At 73.7% G+C, this 15,388-nt stretch carries 11 protein-coding genes; 4 read left to right on the top strand and 7 right to left on the bottom strand.

Annotated elements, in window-relative coordinates; genetic code table 11:
• Nucleotides 1-2 precede the first annotated feature (2 nt).
• Complete coding sequence (locus tag Bra3105_RS09775) at nt 3-1,268, top strand: GtrA family protein (protein WP_228356525.1); 1,266 nt, start codon at nt 3-5, stop codon at nt 1,266-1,268.
• A 246-nt stretch (nt 1,269-1,514) separates the two neighbouring features.
• On the opposite strand, the gene Bra3105_RS09770 is transcribed toward Bra3105_RS09775, so the two are convergent.
• The 5 genes from Bra3105_RS09770 to Bra3105_RS09750 form a co-directional block, all read right to left on the bottom strand.
• Nucleotides 1,515-1,757 (bottom strand): hypothetical protein, encoded by a 243-nt coding sequence (locus Bra3105_RS09770; protein ID WP_200503902.1) that lies wholly within the window; start codon nt 1,755-1,757, stop codon nt 1,515-1,517.
• An 89-nt stretch (nt 1,758-1,846) separates the two neighbouring features.
• The gene (locus Bra3105_RS09765) at nt 1,847-2,734 is read right to left on the bottom strand and encodes a response regulator transcription factor (RefSeq protein WP_228356524.1); all 888 of its coding nucleotides are present in this window, start codon (nt 2,732-2,734) and stop codon (nt 1,847-1,849) included.
• Complete coding sequence (locus Bra3105_RS09760; protein WP_228356523.1) at nt 2,731-4,098, bottom strand: sensor histidine kinase; 1,368 nt, start codon at nt 4,096-4,098, stop codon at nt 2,731-2,733. Before Bra3105_RS09760 ends, Bra3105_RS09765 begins: the two co-directional genes overlap by 4 nt.
• Before the next feature lie 130 nt (nt 4,099-4,228).
• Nucleotides 4,229-4,822 carry a universal stress protein gene (locus Bra3105_RS09755; RefSeq protein ID WP_228356522.1) on the bottom strand — a complete coding sequence of 198 codons (594 nt, stop codon included), beginning with the start codon at nt 4,820-4,822 and terminating at the stop codon, nt 4,229-4,231.
• Nucleotides 4,819-6,372, bottom strand: a complete 1,554-nt coding sequence (locus Bra3105_RS09750) for an MFS transporter (RefSeq protein WP_323188812.1) — start codon at nt 6,370-6,372, stop codon at nt 4,819-4,821. Before Bra3105_RS09750 ends, Bra3105_RS09755 begins: the two co-directional genes overlap by 4 nt.
• Before the next feature lie 227 nt (nt 6,373-6,599).
• On the opposite strand from Bra3105_RS09750, the gene Bra3105_RS09745 reads away from it, so the two are divergent.
• On the top strand, nt 6,600-7,526 hold the full coding sequence (locus Bra3105_RS09745) for a class II glutamine amidotransferase (protein WP_228356521.1): 927 nt from the start codon (nt 6,600-6,602) through the stop codon (nt 7,524-7,526).
• A gap of 73 nt (nt 7,527-7,599) precedes the next feature.
• The gene (locus Bra3105_RS09740) at nt 7,600-8,541 is read left to right on the top strand and encodes a CPBP family glutamic-type intramembrane protease (RefSeq protein WP_228356520.1); all 942 of its coding nucleotides are present in this window, start codon (nt 7,600-7,602) and stop codon (nt 8,539-8,541) included.
• Between the two features lie 29 nt (nt 8,542-8,570).
• Here Bra3105_RS09740 and Bra3105_RS09735 read toward each other — a convergent pair whose 3' ends face one another.
• A complete protein-coding gene (locus tag Bra3105_RS09735; RefSeq protein WP_228356519.1) occupies nt 8,571-11,291 on the bottom strand; it encodes a LuxR family transcriptional regulator in 2,721 nt (906 codons plus the stop codon).
• A gap of 627 nt (nt 11,292-11,918) precedes the next feature.
• On the opposite strand from Bra3105_RS09735, the gene Bra3105_RS09730 reads away from it, so the two are divergent.
• On the top strand, nt 11,919-13,460 hold the full coding sequence (locus Bra3105_RS09730) for a sugar transferase (RefSeq protein WP_228356518.1): 1,542 nt from the start codon (nt 11,919-11,921) through the stop codon (nt 13,458-13,460).
• Nucleotides 13,461-13,551: 91 nt separating this feature from the next.
• Here the strand turns inward: Bra3105_RS09730 and Bra3105_RS09725 are convergent, their stop codons facing one another.
• Complete coding sequence (locus Bra3105_RS09725) at nt 13,552-15,276, bottom strand: FAD/NAD(P)-binding protein (RefSeq protein ID WP_228356517.1); 1,725 nt, start codon at nt 15,274-15,276, stop codon at nt 13,552-13,554.
• Nucleotides 15,277-15,388: the final 112 nt, after the last annotated feature.

Genomic DNA, 15,388 nt, shown 5'->3' with positions numbered 1-15,388 from the left:
CGATGGTCACGATCCGCCCCCACCTGCGCCCCGACACCGCGCCCGTCCACCCCGACACTGCTCCCGCCCGTCCCGGAGCATCGCTCGCACCGACCGAGCCGGCCGCTCCGACCGAGCCGGCCGCTCCGGCCCGCGCCGTGGTCCTCATCCCTGCGCTCGCCCCCGCGCGTCCGCTCGTGGACCTGGTCGCGCGGCTCGCCGCCGACGACATCGACGTGCTCGTGGTCGACGACGGCTCCGGACCCGACTACGAGGTCGTCTTCGACCGCTGCGCCCTCGAGGGCGCCGAGGTCCTGCACCTGCCGGAGAACTGCGGCAAGGGCGGCGCCCTGCGCGCCGGCATCGCCCACGTGCGCACCACCCGCCCCGGCAGCGGCGTCGTCACCGCCGACGCCGACGGCCAGCACACCCTCGCCGACATCCGCCGCGTGCGCGACGTCCTCGACGGGATCGGGGCGTCGGCCGATGGGGCGGTGCCCAGCTGGTCGGCCGACGGGGGAGTGTGGCCAGGGTCGGCCGGTCCTGCCGCTTCGGCCGCGCCGTCGGCGCCGACCGCAGCGTCCGCGCCCCGCACGGACCTCGTCCTCGGCGTGCGCGGCTTCGACCGGTCCGAGGTGCCGCTGCGCTCGCGGCTGGGCAACGTGGTGAGCTCGTGGGTGCTGCGCCTCGCCTCCGGCGCGCGCCTGCGCGACACGCAGACGGGCCTGCGCGGCCTGCCCTTCTCGCGCCTGGCCTGGGCGGAGGGGATCCCCGGCGACCGCTACGAGTACGAGTACTCGATGCTCGTGCGCGCCGGCCGCGAGGGCATCGGCCTGCACCAGGTGCCGATCGAGACCGTCTATCTCGACGACAACGAGGCCAGCCACTTCCGGCCCGTGCGGGATTCGCTGCGCGTGCTCGGTCCCGTGGTCGCCTTCATGGGGTCGGGGCTGTTGGCCTTCGCCCTGGACACCCTGCTGTTCCTCGCGGTCTCCGCGCTCGGCGCTCCCGTGTGGCTCGCCCTGGCGGCGGCACGGGTGCTGAGCGCGAGCGGGAACTTCGCCCTGAACAGGCGTGTCGTCTTCGACGGCGGGGCCGACGTCCCGCTCGGCAGGGCAGTCGTCCGGTACGGGGTGCTCGCCGCCGTCGTGCTCGGGGCCGGGGTGCTCCTCGTCGACGCCCTCGTGGGCCTCGGGGCATCGCTGCTGGTCGCGAAGGTGACGACCGACCTGGCGCTGTTCGTGCTCAGCTTCCTCGCCCAGCGCCTGGTGGTCTTCGGGCGGAAGTGAGGGCGCAGCTGAGGGTGCAGAGCGGCGAAGGCGGGAAGGTGGCCAGGTATCGGGGAGGCGATGCCGGTCAGCTGGGTCGCTCCTGTCACCGAGCGGCATATATGGGACGTCTCTGCCACCGGTGGCAGAGACGTCCCATATATGCCGGTGGACGACATGCCCCCACCCCGTCGGCTCCCCATCGGCCCCCGTCGGCCCCCCATCGGCTTCCCGCCGCTCAATGGCGCCGCCCGGCCGCCCGGCGGATCAGTCGCGCGGAGCTCGGGAGCGCACCGCCTCGATGATCCGCAGCACGAGCAGCACCACCACGAGCGCGAGCAGCAGCCAGTACTTCGTGGCGACGGCGGCGACCCCGGCGATCACGAGCGCGGCGACGTAGACGATGTCGACCACGCGGCCCGAGACGCCGAGGAATCGCGAGCCCCATCGTCCGCGCAGCAGGCGGAGGGCGAGCAGGCCCAGGATCAGGGCGATGGCCAGGTACTTCACGTGAGGATCTCCCGCGGTCGGTTCCTCGCGAGCCTACCGGTGCCGCGGGCGTTCAGGCGCCCGAGGTCGATCGGGTGCCCCTCGACGGGTCAGGCCCCGCCGTCGATCTCGAGCACGCGGATCGCGAGCTGCACGCGGTTAGTGACCAGCAGCTTCTCGAACAGGTGCCCGATGTGGGTCTTGATCGTGGGCAGGGAGAGGAACAGGGCGTCGGCGATCTCCGAGTTCGTCAGGCCCTGCGCGACCAGCCGCCCCACCTCCCACTCGCGCTCGGTGATCGCATGGGGGAGCGAGCTCGCGTCGGCGGGGACCGGCTGCGTGCGCTCGGGCGTCCCGAACGGCGTCAGCTCCGCTGCGGCTTCCCGCCGGTCGGCCGACGGGGCGTTGTGTTCGACAGCAGGACCGGTGCGGTCGGCTGCCGCCCCGGTGCGGTCGGCGGCCGACCCGGCCTGTGGCCCGGGACTTGCCGCGGCGAGGGCGACGAGGCGGCGCAGCACGGCGGGGGAGAAGCGGGCCTCTCCGCGGGCTGCCTCGTGGATGCCCTCCACGACCTGCTCGGGCGGGGAGTCCTTGAGCAGGAAGGAGACGGCGCCCGCGCGCAGGGCATCGAGCAGGAACCCGTCGGTGTCGAAGGCCGTGAGGACCACGACACCCGGTCGCGCGCCGTCGCCGCTCAGCCGGCGCGTCGCCTCGATGCCGTCCATGTGGGGCATGCGGATGTCCATGAGCACCACGTCGGGATCGAGCGCGGCGACCGCCTCGAGAGCAGCGGCGCCGTCGGCCGCCTCGCCGACCACCTCGATGCCGTCGCTGCCGTCGATCATCAGCCGCAGACCGGCGCGCATGAGCTGTTCGTCGTCCACGAGCAGCACGCGGACGCCGGCGGGTGCGGTGGTGGGCGACGGAGCGGCCTCGCCCCCGCGCCCGGGCGTGAGGGGATCGGGGGCCGGGTCGGTCGCGGGGTTCCCGGGTGTCATGCGTCGTCCTCGTCTCGTGTGCGGTGGTCGGGCCAGGGGAGGGAGAGCTCGACCTCGAAGGCGGGTGCGTCGAGCGGGGACTCCGCCGGGCCGTTGTCGTCGTCCGTGTCGGTGCCGCCCTCGGCGGCGGCCGCCTCGGCCCTCATGGTCCCGCCCAGCAGGCGCACGCGCTCGCGCAGGCCCGTGAGCCCGAGCCCGGATCCGAGCTCGGAGGCCGCGGTGCGCACATCCTCCGGCACGGTGTTGCGCGAGGTCAGACGCAGCGTGCCCGCCTCGTGGGCGATGCGCAGCGCCAGCGGCTGCCCGGGGGCGTGCTTGCGTGCGTTGGTGAGCAGCTCGCGCACCGCGCGGGCAAGGGTCACCACGAGGGCCGAGCCGGCGGCATCGACGTCGTGCGGATCGGTGCCGATCCACTCCAGGTGCACGTCCTGGCCCCCTGCCAGGGCCCGCTCGATCTGCTCGCCGATGTGCGCGCCCGTGGGCAGGGGCTCCGCATCGTCGGTGCGGAGGGCGGAGAGCACGTGGCGCAGCTCGGAGTTCGCGGCGCGGGCGTCGGCGAGGATCGTCGCCGAGACGTCCCGCATCTGCTCCGGCGGCATGTCCGCACGGTAGGAGAGGGCTCCCGCGTGCATCGCGATGAGGGACAGGTGATGGGAGAGGCTGTCGTGCATGTCGCGGGCGATCGCCGCGCGCTGCTCGGACTCGGCCTGGGCGACGAGCGCGCGATGCTCACGGGCCAGCGCCTCGTGCTCGCGCTCGAGGGCCTCGCGTTCGCGCTGGGCGGTCGCGGCCTGGCTGCGCAGGGAGGTGATGAGGACGGCGCGGGTGCCGCGGACGCGCCCCCAGAGCAGGGCGGCTCCCGCGAAGACGAGACTGAGGAGGATGTCGAACACGAAGGTGCTCGACCACTTCCCTTGGGCCCACCGGTCGATGCTGGTGAAGATGAGCCCCGTGGCCGCCGCGAGCGAGAGCCCGATGGCGTCCAGGCGCCGATCGCGCCGGACGCCGACCCGGGCGAGTCCCACGGCGGCGGCGGGCAGGGCGGAGCCGCTGAGTGCGCCGGGCACCACCAGCAGCAGATTCCACAGGCCCGCGCGTCGCATCGGGCCGGCGGCGAGGTTCGCGACGGCGCCGACGCCGACGTCGATCACGAGCGTCAGCCCGACGCGCCCCGGCAGCGATTCGCCGTACGTGTCCCACGCGGCCAGGAAGAGGATCAGGGCGAGGCACGCACCGACGACGAGGCATGCCAGGGAGACCACGAGCATGCGGCCGGCTTCGGCGAGACGACGCACGAGGCGTCCTCGTGCCGGGGGATGGTCGACGCCGCTCGGGGCGGGGGCGTCGACGGGGGAGGAGGTCATCCGCACATCGTAGGAACCCGTGCGGGATCCCCGGATCGGCCGAAGGGACGAGCGCGGGGCGGTGGCACCATGCTCGAGGCGCCCCCCCCCAGACGTCCGCCGTGGGAAGAGCCTTGCGGCCGCCCCGCCGTCACTCCACCTGGGACTGCGCGGCCCCGCGTACGGGCCCGGGCATGATGACGACCGGGCAGCGGGCCCGCTGCACGAGCTGCGCGGCGAAGGTCGGCCCCGTGCCGATCTCCCGTCGGCGCGGCGCATCGACCACAAGGAGCGAGGCCGCGTCGCTCGCCTCGAGCAGCACCCGCGCACGCGCGCCGCGCACTGCACGGAGCTCGACCCTGCCGTCCTCACGGATGCCACGGGCCCCGTCGGCAGTGCCCGCGTCGTCGGTTCCATCGGACCCGTCGATCAGGTCGGCCGTCGCGCCGAGAGCGCGGCGGACGTCGGCCCGCAGCGCGTCCAGCGCAGCGGTGCGCAGGGGGTCCTCGCTGTCAGCGACGCGGGAGGGCATCGGCCGCACTGATCCGGCCGCAGTGCCCGGCACCCGGTAGGCGCGCAGCGCCACCATCGGCACGCCCCGCACCCTCGACTCCTCGAGCGCCCAGCGCAGAGCGGCCGGGGACCCCGAGGACCTGCTGACCCCGACCACGATCGGGAGCGTGTCGGCCGACGGGGCGTCCGAAGCCCGGTCGGGTCGTCGACTCGTGCCCTCGTCGATGCTCATGCCCTCGCCTCCTGCTCGCCCTGCTCGTCGGCCTCCGCATTGCGCTTGCTGAGCGGATCGGCGACGTCCTCGAGACCCTTGCGCTCGGCGTCCACGCCGAGCACCAGGGCCACGATGCCGCCGATCAGCATGATCAGGCTGCCGCCCAGGTAGCCGATGACGAGGGGTCCGCGCGAGGAGCCGTCGCCGATCAGGGTGCCGTAGATGAGCGGCGCGATCGCGCCCGCGATCTGCGCGATCGAGAAGAAGTAGCTGATCGCCTGGCCGCGCACCTCGAGGGGGAACACCTCGGAGACCGTCAGATAGGCGGAGGAGGCGCCCGCGCTCGCGAAGAAGAACGCGACGCACCAGAACACGGTGTGCGTGGTGGCCGTCAGCAGATCCGCCGAGAAGGCGATCGCGGAGGCCGTGAGGATCACCGCCGCGAGCCCGTAGGTCCCGAAGATCATCCTGCGTCGGCCGATGGTGTCGAACAACGGTCCCAGCAGCAGCGGGCCCAGCAGGTTCCCGATCGCGAAGGGGATCATGTACAGCCCCGCCGCGTCCTTCGCGACCCCGTAGAACTGCTCGAGGACGATCGCGTAGGTGAAGAAGATGGCGTTGTACAGGAACGACTGGGTGACCATGAGCGTCACGCCCAGCACGGTGCGGCCCGGGTAGACCTTGAAGAACACATGGGCGACCTCGCGGAACGGCAGCCGCTCCTCGGGCTTCACGGTGATCGCCCGGGACTCGTCGACCTCGCCGAGCTCGTGGCCGCTGTCGTGGACCCGTTCCTCGATGCCCGCGATGATCTGCTCGGCCTCCTCGCCGCGCCCGTGGGTGAGCATCCAGCGCGGCGATTCGGGGATCGCCCGGCGCATGAGGATCAGGATCAGACCGAGCACGGGGCCGATGAAGAAGCCGATCCGCCAGCCCCAGTGCTCGTTCACGAGCTCGGGATCGAGCAGGAAGATCGTCGAGGCCGCACCGAGGGCGACGCCGGCCCAGTAGGTGCCGTTGACGGCGAGGTCCACGCGCCCGCGGTACTTCGCGGGGATCAGCTCGTCGATCGCGGAGTTGATCGCCGAGTACTCGCCGCCGATGCCCGCGCCGGCGATGAAGCGGCAGAGGTAGAAGAACCACATGGAGAACGAGAGGCCCGCGAGCGCGGAGCCCGCGAGGTACACGGCGAGGGTGAGGGCGAACAGCTTCTTGCGGCCGATCCGGTCGGTCAGCCGCCCGAAGACGAGCGAGCCGAGCACCTGTCCGAACAGGTAGAAGGTCGCCGAGGCGGTGATCTGCTCGTTGCTCATGCCGAGGTCGGCGGCGAAGCCGTTGGCCGCGACGATCTGCACCTCGATGCCGTCGAGGATCCAGGCGGCGCCGAGTCCCACGATCACCAGGGTGTGGAAGCGGGCCCAGGGCAGGCGGTCCATGCGGGCCGGGATCAGGCTGCGCACCGCCTGGAACGACGGCCCCGCCGTCGCGCGGGCGCCCCCGCCTCGGCCGGCGCTCCCGCCTCGGCCGGTGCCCGCGCCTCCCTGCGCGGGGTGTGCGGTCTCGGACATGCGTCCCCCTCCTCACGTGCGGTCGGCGACAGCGGTCGGCGGGCGCCCGGTGGGGAGCGTCGCGTCGGCCGGAGCGGCCGTGGATGTGACGCACGCTACTCCCCGTCGGCGAGGCGGGGGTGACGATCGGACCACCCGGCGCTGACCAGCCGGCCGACGGGCCGCGCGGGTCCGCGGATCACACTGTCCGGGCGGCCCGCGCGCACCCGCCTTACAGTGGGAGGACCATGTGCCGCCTCTTCGCTCTCCACGCCGACCGCCCCGTCACCGCCCGCTTCTGGCTGCTCGACGCCCCGTACTCGCTCGCGCACCAGTCGCAGTTCAACGCGGACGGCACCGGCATCGGATGGTTCGACGACGAGGGAGCGCCGCACGTGCAGAAGCGGCCGGTGGCCGCACACTCCTCGAGCCGGTACGCCCGGATCGCCTCCGACCTGCGCTCCCGCGCGATGATCGCCCACGTGCGCAACTCGTCCGGGACCGCGAACGAGCTGGTCAACACGCACCCGTTCCTCATGGACGGCATCATCGTCGCCCACAACGGGGTGCTGCGGGTGACGGACGAGCTGCGCGGGCGCGTGCGGGAGCTCGGCGCCGGGCACCTCGTCGAGGGCGCGACCGACAGCGAATGGCTCGCCGCGCTCATCGCCGGTGAGACCTCCGCGGCAGGCGGCGACCTGCACGCGGGGCTGATCTCCGCGATCTCCTGGGTGCTCGGGCGCGTGCCCGTCTACTCGCTGAACCTCGTCGTCGCCCGGGACGAGCACCTCTACGCGCTGCGCCTGCCGGAGACCAACGAGCTGTGGGTGCGAGACCGGCCCGCCGGCGGCAGGAACGACGACGCCCTGCACCAGGCCTCCGACACCCTGCGCGCGACCAGCGCCGAGCTGCGCGACGTGCGCTCGGTGGTGATCGCGAGCGAGCCCATGGACGACTCCGATCAGTGGCGTCTCCTGGGCGACGGCGAGCTGCTGCACGTGAGCCCCTCCGGCGAGGTGGTCTCGGAGACGCCGTTCCCGCAGCCGGCGCATCGCCTGGGGATCGAGGATCTCGGCCTCAGCGAGGCGGCCTCCCAGGCCCACGCTGCCGAGGCGAAGGAACGCGCCGAGCGCCGCGCCAAGCTCGCCGGCACCGGGTCGCGACGTGCCGCCTGAGGGGCGGGGCCGGCCCGCGTCCGCCGCGCCGGCGGACGCGCCCCGGTCCGAGCCCGACAGCGCGTCCGATCCCGTGCCCGACCCGATCCCGTCGGCCGCCCTGCCCTACCACAGGCTCGCGCACCTGCGGCCCGAGTGGGCGCGCTGGTTCCGGCCGCTGCTGACCGCGCTGGCCACAGGCGTCGCGCAGATCGTCTTCGCCTATCTGGTGCTCGTGGGCACGGTGACCGTGCTCGCGATCCTGCCGGGAGTGGACCCGATGGCGATCGGCCGCAGCCAGGGCGATCCGGCGAGCCCGCTGAGCGTCTTCGTCGCCCTCGCGCTCGGCGCCTTCGCAGTGCCCGCGGCGCTGCTGGGCGTGCGCATCGGCGGCTGGAGACCGGTGCGCACGCTGTGGTCGGTCGCCGGGCGCATCCGCCCGGTCATGCTGGCCTGGGGCGCCGCGCGCATGCTTCCCGTGCTGGTCATCGCGGCCGTCGCGGGCATGCTCGTGGGCACCGGGCCCGCGCAGATCGGGCCGCGGGGGAGCGCCGGGGCGATCGTCGGCGTGCTCGTGCTGACCGTGGTGCTCGCGCCGCTGCGCGCCGTGGGCGAGGAGCTCGTGTTCCGCGGGATCGGCCAGCAGGCCGTCGGCACCTGGCTGCGCAGCCCCTTCTGGGCGATCGTGCTGCCGGTGCCGCTCTCGCTGATCGGCCGCGGCTTCGGGGCCGACGCGGGCGCGCTCGCCGGGGCCGCCCTCATCTCGCTGTGCAGCGGGATCCTTGCCTGGAAGAGCGGCGGCCTCGAGTTGCCGATCCTCCTGCAGCTGGGCACCTTCGGGCTCACCGCCCTGCTCGCGCCCTTCGGTGCCCCCGTGTTCCCCGGCCAGGGCGCCTCGATCGCCCCGTGGGGCATCGCCGTCTTCCTGCTGACCGTGCTGCTGTGCGACGCGCTCGACCGGCACCACGGCCTGCGCATGGGCGAGGGCCTCGCCCGATCGGCCGACGCCCCGTCCCCGCAGCGCGTGCGCGTCTGAGCTCCGGCCCGTCGCCCGCCGGCGATGGCTCAGCGGCTGCGACTGCCGACGCGCTCGGCACCGGCGTCGGCACCCGCACCGACGCCGGCACCGGTGCCCGTGGCCTGGAGGATCTGGGCGAGCTGGGCGCGGGAGCGGATGCCGAGGGTGCGGTAGACGCCGGTCAGGCGCAGCTCGACCGTGCGGACCGAGACGAACAGCTCGGAGGCGATCGCCCGGTTGCGCATGCCGCGGCCGACGAGCTCGGCGACCGCCCGCTCCTTCTCGCCGAGCCGGGCCAGGGGGTCTGTGCTCCCGGTCGTGCGCGGTGCCGGGACGGGTGCGAGGTCGGCGGTGCTCTGCCCCGTCTGGTCGATCGCCAGGAGACCGGCATCGCGCGCCGACCGTGAGTCCGTGCTGCGCCCCAGCTCCTCGAGCCGCTGGGAGTAGGCGAGCAGGAACTGGCCGCGCTGGAGCTCGTGGCCCGTGTCGTGCCCCGTCTCGATGACGCCCTGGATCTCGCCGTCCGCGGACTCGCCGGTGCTGAGCAGGGTGCGGGAGTTGGCGATCGCGAGGCGCGCCCAGGGCGACGGGGCGTCGTGGGAGAGCGCCGTGAGCTCCTCGAGGACGGCGGCGGCCTCCTCGCGCCGCCCCAGCTCCACGAGCGTCTGGATGTAGTGCTCGTGGAAGCGCAGCAGGTGCGGTGCGCGGAATCGTGCGGCCTGGGCCCTGACCCGTGCGAAGTGCTGGGCCGCGGACTCGAGGTTCCCGCCCATGCGAGCGGCGCGGGCCATCAGGACGGTGAGCTCCGCTTCCAGGCGCGGGTTGCCGCCGGGGGCGAGACTGCGCTGGAGACGGGAGAGGATCGTCTCCGCCTCCTCGACCTCCCCGCTGCTCAGGAGCAGCGCGACCTGCGCCCGCAGCACCAGCGGCTGCATCATGCGCGTGCTCGAGCCGAACGGGGCGAGGCTCCGGAAGGCCTCGCGCGCGCGTGCGGGCAGGCCCGCGCGGAGCTCGATCTCCGTGAGGTCGAGGGCGCGGCTGAGTGCGCGCGGGGCCGGCGAGGAGGTGCCCCCGCGTCCCGACGGGTCGACGACATCGCGGGCCTCGGCGTAGGACTCGGCGATCGAGAGCGCCTGTGCGAGCACGGTCCTCACGATTCCCTGGTCGCCGGGGCGCTCGAGATCCGCGATCATCACCCGTTCGCAGGCGCCGGCGGGTGCTCCTTCGCCGTGCAGCACCCGGTGGTAGAGGTCGGCCAGGCGCGCGGTCGTCGCGAGCAGGGGCGTCGCGCGCAGCCCGGAATCCTCCGCGAGGCCGACCAGCTCCCGCGCGCCGCGCAGCTCCCAGCGCTGGAGGAGCAGCAGGGCTCCCATGGCCACCAGGTCAATGCGTTCGGTCTCCGTTCCCGCCGCGTGGTCCGCGAGGCTGTGGCGCAGGAGGTGCACCGGCAACGCCTCGCCCCGGACGTGGGCGAAGAGGAGGGCGGAGCGGGTCAGGGCCGCGGGCATGCCTGATCCCGCGAAGCGCTCGCGGGCGAAGCTGAGGTATCGCTCGGCGAGCTCGATCTCCCCGTGCGCGAGGAGGGACTCCACGAGCTCGCACAGGAGCCGCGCGATCTGCGGGGCCTCGCCGACGGACAGGGACAGCGCGCGCTCCACGAGGTGCAGGGCCGGCCGCGTGTCGGCCGCGTCCACGAGGGCGCGCGCTCCCTCGAGCAGCACCGTCGGCTGCGCGCGCTCGGGGTCGACGAAGCTGAGATGCCACTGGCCCCACTCGGGCGCGTCCCCGGCGGCGGTCGCGGCGAGCTTCTCGTGGAGGGACTGACGAGCGTGTGCGGTCTGACCCCAGTAGACCGAGGAGCGCAGGGAGAGCGAGCGCAGCCGCACCAGGCCGCCCGTGCGGGTCACCAGCCCGGAACCGATCAGGTCGTCGAGCGCCACGGCCGACGTGCCTGGGTCCCCGCACGCGAGCAGCGTGGTCTCGGGGGTCGCGGGCGCGCTCGAGAGCACCTGCACCAGCATCATCTGCTCCTCGTCGAGCGGGTCGAGAAGGGCACGATGGGCCGTTTCGAGCCGTGCATCCGCGGGCAGCGGCACCTGGAGGGGCGAGGTGCCGTCCAGAGCCTCAGGGAGAGAGGCGTCGATGAGTCCCTCGAGGGCGAGGGGGTTCCCGCCGGCGGCAGTCGCGAGCAGCAGCAGGACGGCGGGATCCGCGCCCTCGGGTGCGAAGTCCCCCGCGAGGCGGCGCATGGTCTCCAGGTCGAGGTCGGGCAGGTCGATCGTCTGGCGTCGGCCGGAGTCGGGGCCCTGCGCATCGGGCCGGATCGCGAGCGCGCAGCGCATCCCGTGCGGGGCGCAGCGCAGGGTGACGACCTCGAGGACGGTGCGGCTGGGCTCGTCCAGCAGGTCGGCGTCGTCGACGATCACGAGGAAGTCCGCGATCGATCGCCGCTCGATCTCGGAGGCGATGCCGCGGGCGAGCGCGGGCAGGTCCGCCGGGTCGTGCGCGTCGAGCACGGGGAGCGTCTCGGTGCCGAGCAGCCCGTCGATCGCGGCCAGGACGCTGGAGAGGCCCCCGAGGGTCCAGTCGGAGGGGGCCGACCCGGCCCGGACGATGGTCGAGGGGAGGGAGGCGCTGCCACGCAGCGCGTCGAGCAGGAACGACTTGCCGCTGCCGATGGGGCCGGAGACCGTGAGCGTCCTGCCGGCGGGATCCCGGAGCGCGCGCTGGAGCTGAGCGAGTGCCTCCGGACGCGCGACGAACACCATCTCTCCACCTCCTGCTGACTGCTGATCTCCGGTCCCCGTCCTGGGGCGGGCGCCTCTGCGGCGTCACGATCCCGTCCGCGCCGACGCCTGGAGGGCGCCGTCCGTGCGGCTCGGGTCGGGGCGATGCGGGTGCTTCTGCGTGGTGCGGGTCGCACCGCAGTCTCCGCGACGGGTTCCGGGCCGCTCCGGATGCGCGGAACGGGGTAGATCGAGGATGCCACGTCGAGCCCGAAGTGTCCGACTTGCGAGGAATATACGGGATGCGCATCACATCCCGTTTCCGTCAAGGCGCGGACCGGGCCCTCCGGGGCGCGTCGCGGCCCCCGAGACGCGTCGCTCGACGGGGTCTCCGATGAGCACGGAGCTCCTTGCGGGATGGCCGGATATCCGCAATGGCCCGCAGTGGAACCGCATCCCACGGCCGTGGATCGATGGTGACCCGCAAGTAGCCCGCACCCCCCTTCGCTTCAGGTTCGAGCATCCCTACGCTGTCCGAAGTGTCCGTATTCGTTCCGGTTGTCCGGAACATGCGGTACGTCGGAGATCGGGGGCGGGGTGCCCCGCCGACGGCTCGGCCAGGACGTGGAGTCCGGCCGGGAACGAGAGTCGACTTCAGGGGGCCTTCCTATGAGTATGCAGGTCGCGGAGGTGCGCGGGAACCGCGCATCCGCAGCGGGCGAGACGGCGCACAGCGCCGCCGATGTCGAGGAGCGCGCGTCGTCGCTCCTCCTTCTTCCGGACACGGGCTTCGCGGAGCCCGGCACGGAGATCGCCGCGAGCGCGAGCGCACGCAGCGCCGAGAGCCTCGTGGTGCCGCTGCGGCCGGAGCTCGCTCCCGCCGCACCGCATGCGGACCCTTCCCCGGCGCGTCTCGGGGCCCACGGTCGCCGCGTCGCCCTCACCGCGGTGCTCTCCCTCGCCGTCGCCGTGATCACGGTCGGTGCGAGCGCCCTGATGACCGCGGCGCCCCTCGCGGCCGCGGGCACCCTCGCCGTCCTCGCGCTCGCGTGGGCGGTGATGATGAGCGCCCAGTCCTCGCGTCCGCTCGACAGCGCGCGAGCGGACGCCACGCGTCCCCTCCTGCTCGTCGTCCTCGGAGCGCTGCTGCTGGCGCTCTCGCGTCCCTTCCTCGGCGAGATCGTCCCCTCGGGCCCCGCCCTGCTCGCCCTCGCCCTGACGCTCGGCGCGGGCGGCGCGGTCATCGTGGGGCTGGGCCGCGTCCTGCACCCCGTGCGCTCCGTGCTCGTGTCCACCGAGCCCGTCGACCCGATGGCCTCGGGACTCCTGGAGGAGGAGACCGCAGTGCTCGTGGGCGGCGAGGCCGCGCCGATGGACGAGCAGGTCCAGGACGTGCTCGATCGCGTCGAGGAGACGGGCAGCGAGGTCGTCGAGGTCCGCGGCGCCGCGCCCGCGCAGCTGCTCACGCACCTGAGCTGGGAGCTCCGCGGCCGCGGCATCCCGCTCAAGCTGTCCTTCATGGCCCCGGGAGCGCGTCGGTCGCGCGTGCGGGTCGTCTCCGGCGCCCGCGGCGCCTCCGTCGTGATCCGGCCCCCGCGCCAGCCGGTGCCGGTGCGCATGGCCAAGCGCGGCTTCGACATCCTCGGCTCCGCGCTGCTGCTGGCCGCGCTCTCGCCGCTGCTCATCGTGGTGTCCCTCGCCGTGCGGCTGGACGACCACGGGCCGATCTTCTACCGCCAGGAGCGCGTGGGCAAGGACGGCAAGCCGTTCCGCATGTTCAAGTTCCGCAGCATGGCCGTCGATGCCGACGCGAAGCTGGCCGCGCTGCTGCGCGAGCAGCAGACGGACGACAAGCCGCTGTTCAAGATCCAGAACGATCCCCGCCTGACCCGCATCGGCGGCTTCCTGCGCCGCTACTCGATCGACGAGATCCCGCAGCTGCTCAACGTCCTGGGAGGCTCCATGAGCCTCGTCGGGCCGCGTCCTCAGCGCGACGGGGAGGTGGCGCTCTACACGGGCTCCGCGTTCCACCGTCTGGGTGTCGTGCCCGGGATGACCGGCCTCTGGCAGGTCTCCGGCCGCTCCGCGCTGAGCTGGGAGCAGGCGCAGGCGCTCGACGTCCGCTACGCCCACAACTGGTCGCTCGGCATGGACCTGTGGATCATGCTGCGCACCGTCAAGGCCGTGATCGGCAAGGACGGCGCCTACTGAGGCGTCGCTCGGCGGGCGCCATGACTCAGCGCCCAGGATGACGAGAGGGGCCGACCCGCCAGGCGGGTCGGCCCCTCTCGTGCTGTGCGCGTCAGACGGGCTCGAGCTCGGTGGCGCGGAGGTGGGCCGCGATCTCGGCGCCGATGGTGTCGGCCATCGCGAGGATCCGTCGGCAGCTCTCGAGGTGCCACACGCGCAGGGCGCTGTTGAGGTTCCCCGCGAGCAGCGGGCCCGCCACGAACACGCCGGGGGCGGCCTGGAAGTGCTCGTCGACCTCGAACCCGGTGCGCGAGGTCGAGGAGCGCAGCCCCGACTCGTCCTGGAGGGAGCGCAGGAACCCGTCGCGGGTCTCGGCGACGTTCTCGAAGCCGGCGCAGTTGATGATCACGCCGAAGGTCCGCTCGAGCGTGGAGATGCCCTCCTCGGTCGAGGTCGTGACCCTCCAGCCGGCGGCGCTGTTCTCCGCGTGCTCGAAGTGGCCGCGCTCCGCGTGGACGCGCCCGGACTCCAGGAGCTCCGAGGCGGTGCGCTGGTAGTCGCCACCGGTGGGCCGGGCGAAGCGCCCCACCTTCGTGCCGTACACGTCGACGTAGAGCTTCTGCTCGGGCGCGGGCAGGCGCTCGAGCAGCTGCGAGCACAGCTCCTTGAGCTCATCCACGGTGTCCTGCTCGCAGAAGCCGCTGGCCATGGCGTCGTCCACGTCCCGCACCACCGCGTCGTACACCGCGCGGGCGGTGAGCTTCGCGTCGGGCGTGCGCGCGGCGTAGTCGGCGAGGTGCCGGGAGCGGTACTCGCTGCGACGGTCCGGGTGGACGGTCCAGGCGTCGGGGATGCCGTGCGTGGCCAGGATGGTCACGTGGTGGTCCCACGCGCGCTCGAGACCCGCGCGGACGGTCGCGTGCAGCAGCTCGAGCGCGTCCGCGTTCGCGCCCACGACGAGGATGTCGCGGCTCGCGCCCTCGGGCATCGCCCGGATCGCGGCGCGCGCCTCCTGCAGGAGATGGTCCATGCCGTGCACGTGGGTGTCGTCGAGGAAGCGCCCGCTGCCGGCGTTCGCGGGATCGTGGCCGAGCATGCGCGTGGGCGGGCTGCCGACGGCCAGGACCACGGAGCGCCCGCGCACGCGGGTCATGCCCCGGCGCGCGTCGTCGGTCCCGTCGGCCGCGCTGCGGATGCCCCCGTCGGCGGTCGCGTTCCCGGGGAGGGCGCCCTGCGCGGCGACGAGGATCTCGATCCCTCCCTCGGCGCCCGCGTCGGCGCCCCCGTCAGCCCGCGCGGCGGCGCCCGCCCGCGCGGCGGTGCCCATCCGGCGCAGCGCGCTGGCCTCTCCGGTGATCCGGATGACCTCGACGTCGGACGTGCTCGCGAGGATGTCCTCGACGCGGCCGCGCAGGAAGTGGCCGAACAGGCGGCGGGGGATGAACAGGGAGTCCCACTGGCCGCCGCGGATCTCCTCGGCGTGCTCCTCCGCCCAGTGCGGGGAGATGCCCAGCGACGCGTCGGCCGCCAGGATCCGCTCCTTCCGGGCCTCCAGCCAGGCGATGAAGTCCTGGCGGATGCCGTCGGGAAGGAACTCGTCGAGCGAGGTGACGATGAGCGAGGCGCCGCCCGAGCGCGAGCCGTAGGGCAGGCCCGTGAACATGTCGTCGCTGCGATCGATGACCGCCACGCGGAGCCTGTCGGTCCCCGTCGCCCCCGTGCGCTGCTCCTCGAGGAGCCTCAGCAGCGTCGATGTCCCCGATACCCCTGCGCCGACGATGATCACGTCGGCCGATACGTCGTCCCTGATGTCTTCCGAGATCTTCTGAGTGCTCATCCGCGTTCTCTGTGATGTTCCGTGTGCAGCAGGATCGGACGCACGGCGGCTGGGGGGTCCGCCGCGTCCGAGGCGCCCGCCCACCGCGGGCGCGCCACGGCGATCCTACCCT

This window comes from Brachybacterium halotolerans subsp. kimchii (assembly GCF_020792675.1).
GTDB classification, from domain to species: Bacteria; Actinomycetota; Actinomycetes; order Actinomycetales; family Dermabacteraceae; genus Brachybacterium; species Brachybacterium halotolerans.
The sequence above is the reverse complement of the archived record's forward strand: the minus strand, read 5'-3'. Positions and strand labels throughout refer to the sequence as shown.

Excerpts from the sequence above, each read along its gene's own strand:
- Bra3105_RS09725 (WP_228356517.1), bottom strand. The coding sequence starts at position 15,276 with ATGAGCACTCAGAAGATCTCGGAAGACATCAGGGACGACGTATCGGCC.
- Bra3105_RS09760 (WP_228356523.1), bottom strand. The coding sequence starts at position 4,098 with ATGACCTCCTCCCCCGTCGACGCCCCCGCCCCGAGCGGCGTCGACCAT.
- Bra3105_RS09755 (WP_228356522.1), bottom strand. The coding sequence starts at position 4,822 with ATGAGCATCGACGAGGGCACGAGTCGACGACCCGACCGGGCTTCGGAC.
- Bra3105_RS09765 (WP_228356524.1), bottom strand. The coding sequence starts at position 2,734 with ATGACACCCGGGAACCCCGCGACCGACCCGGCCCCCGATCCCCTCACG.
- Bra3105_RS09730 (WP_228356518.1), top strand. The coding sequence starts at position 11,919 with ATGAGTATGCAGGTCGCGGAGGTGCGCGGGAACCGCGCATCCGCAGCG.
- Bra3105_RS09735 (WP_228356519.1), bottom strand. The coding sequence starts at position 11,291 with ATGGTGTTCGTCGCGCGTCCGGAGGCACTCGCTCAGCTCCAGCGCGCG.
- Bra3105_RS09745 (WP_228356521.1), top strand. The coding sequence starts at position 6,600 with ATGTGCCGCCTCTTCGCTCTCCACGCCGACCGCCCCGTCACCGCCCGC.
- Bra3105_RS09775 (WP_228356525.1), top strand. The coding sequence starts at position 3 with ATGGTCACGATCCGCCCCCACCTGCGCCCCGACACCGCGCCCGTCCAC.
- Bra3105_RS09750 (WP_323188812.1), bottom strand. The coding sequence starts at position 6,372 with ATGTCCGAGACCGCACACCCCGCGCAGGGAGGCGCGGGCACCGGCCGA.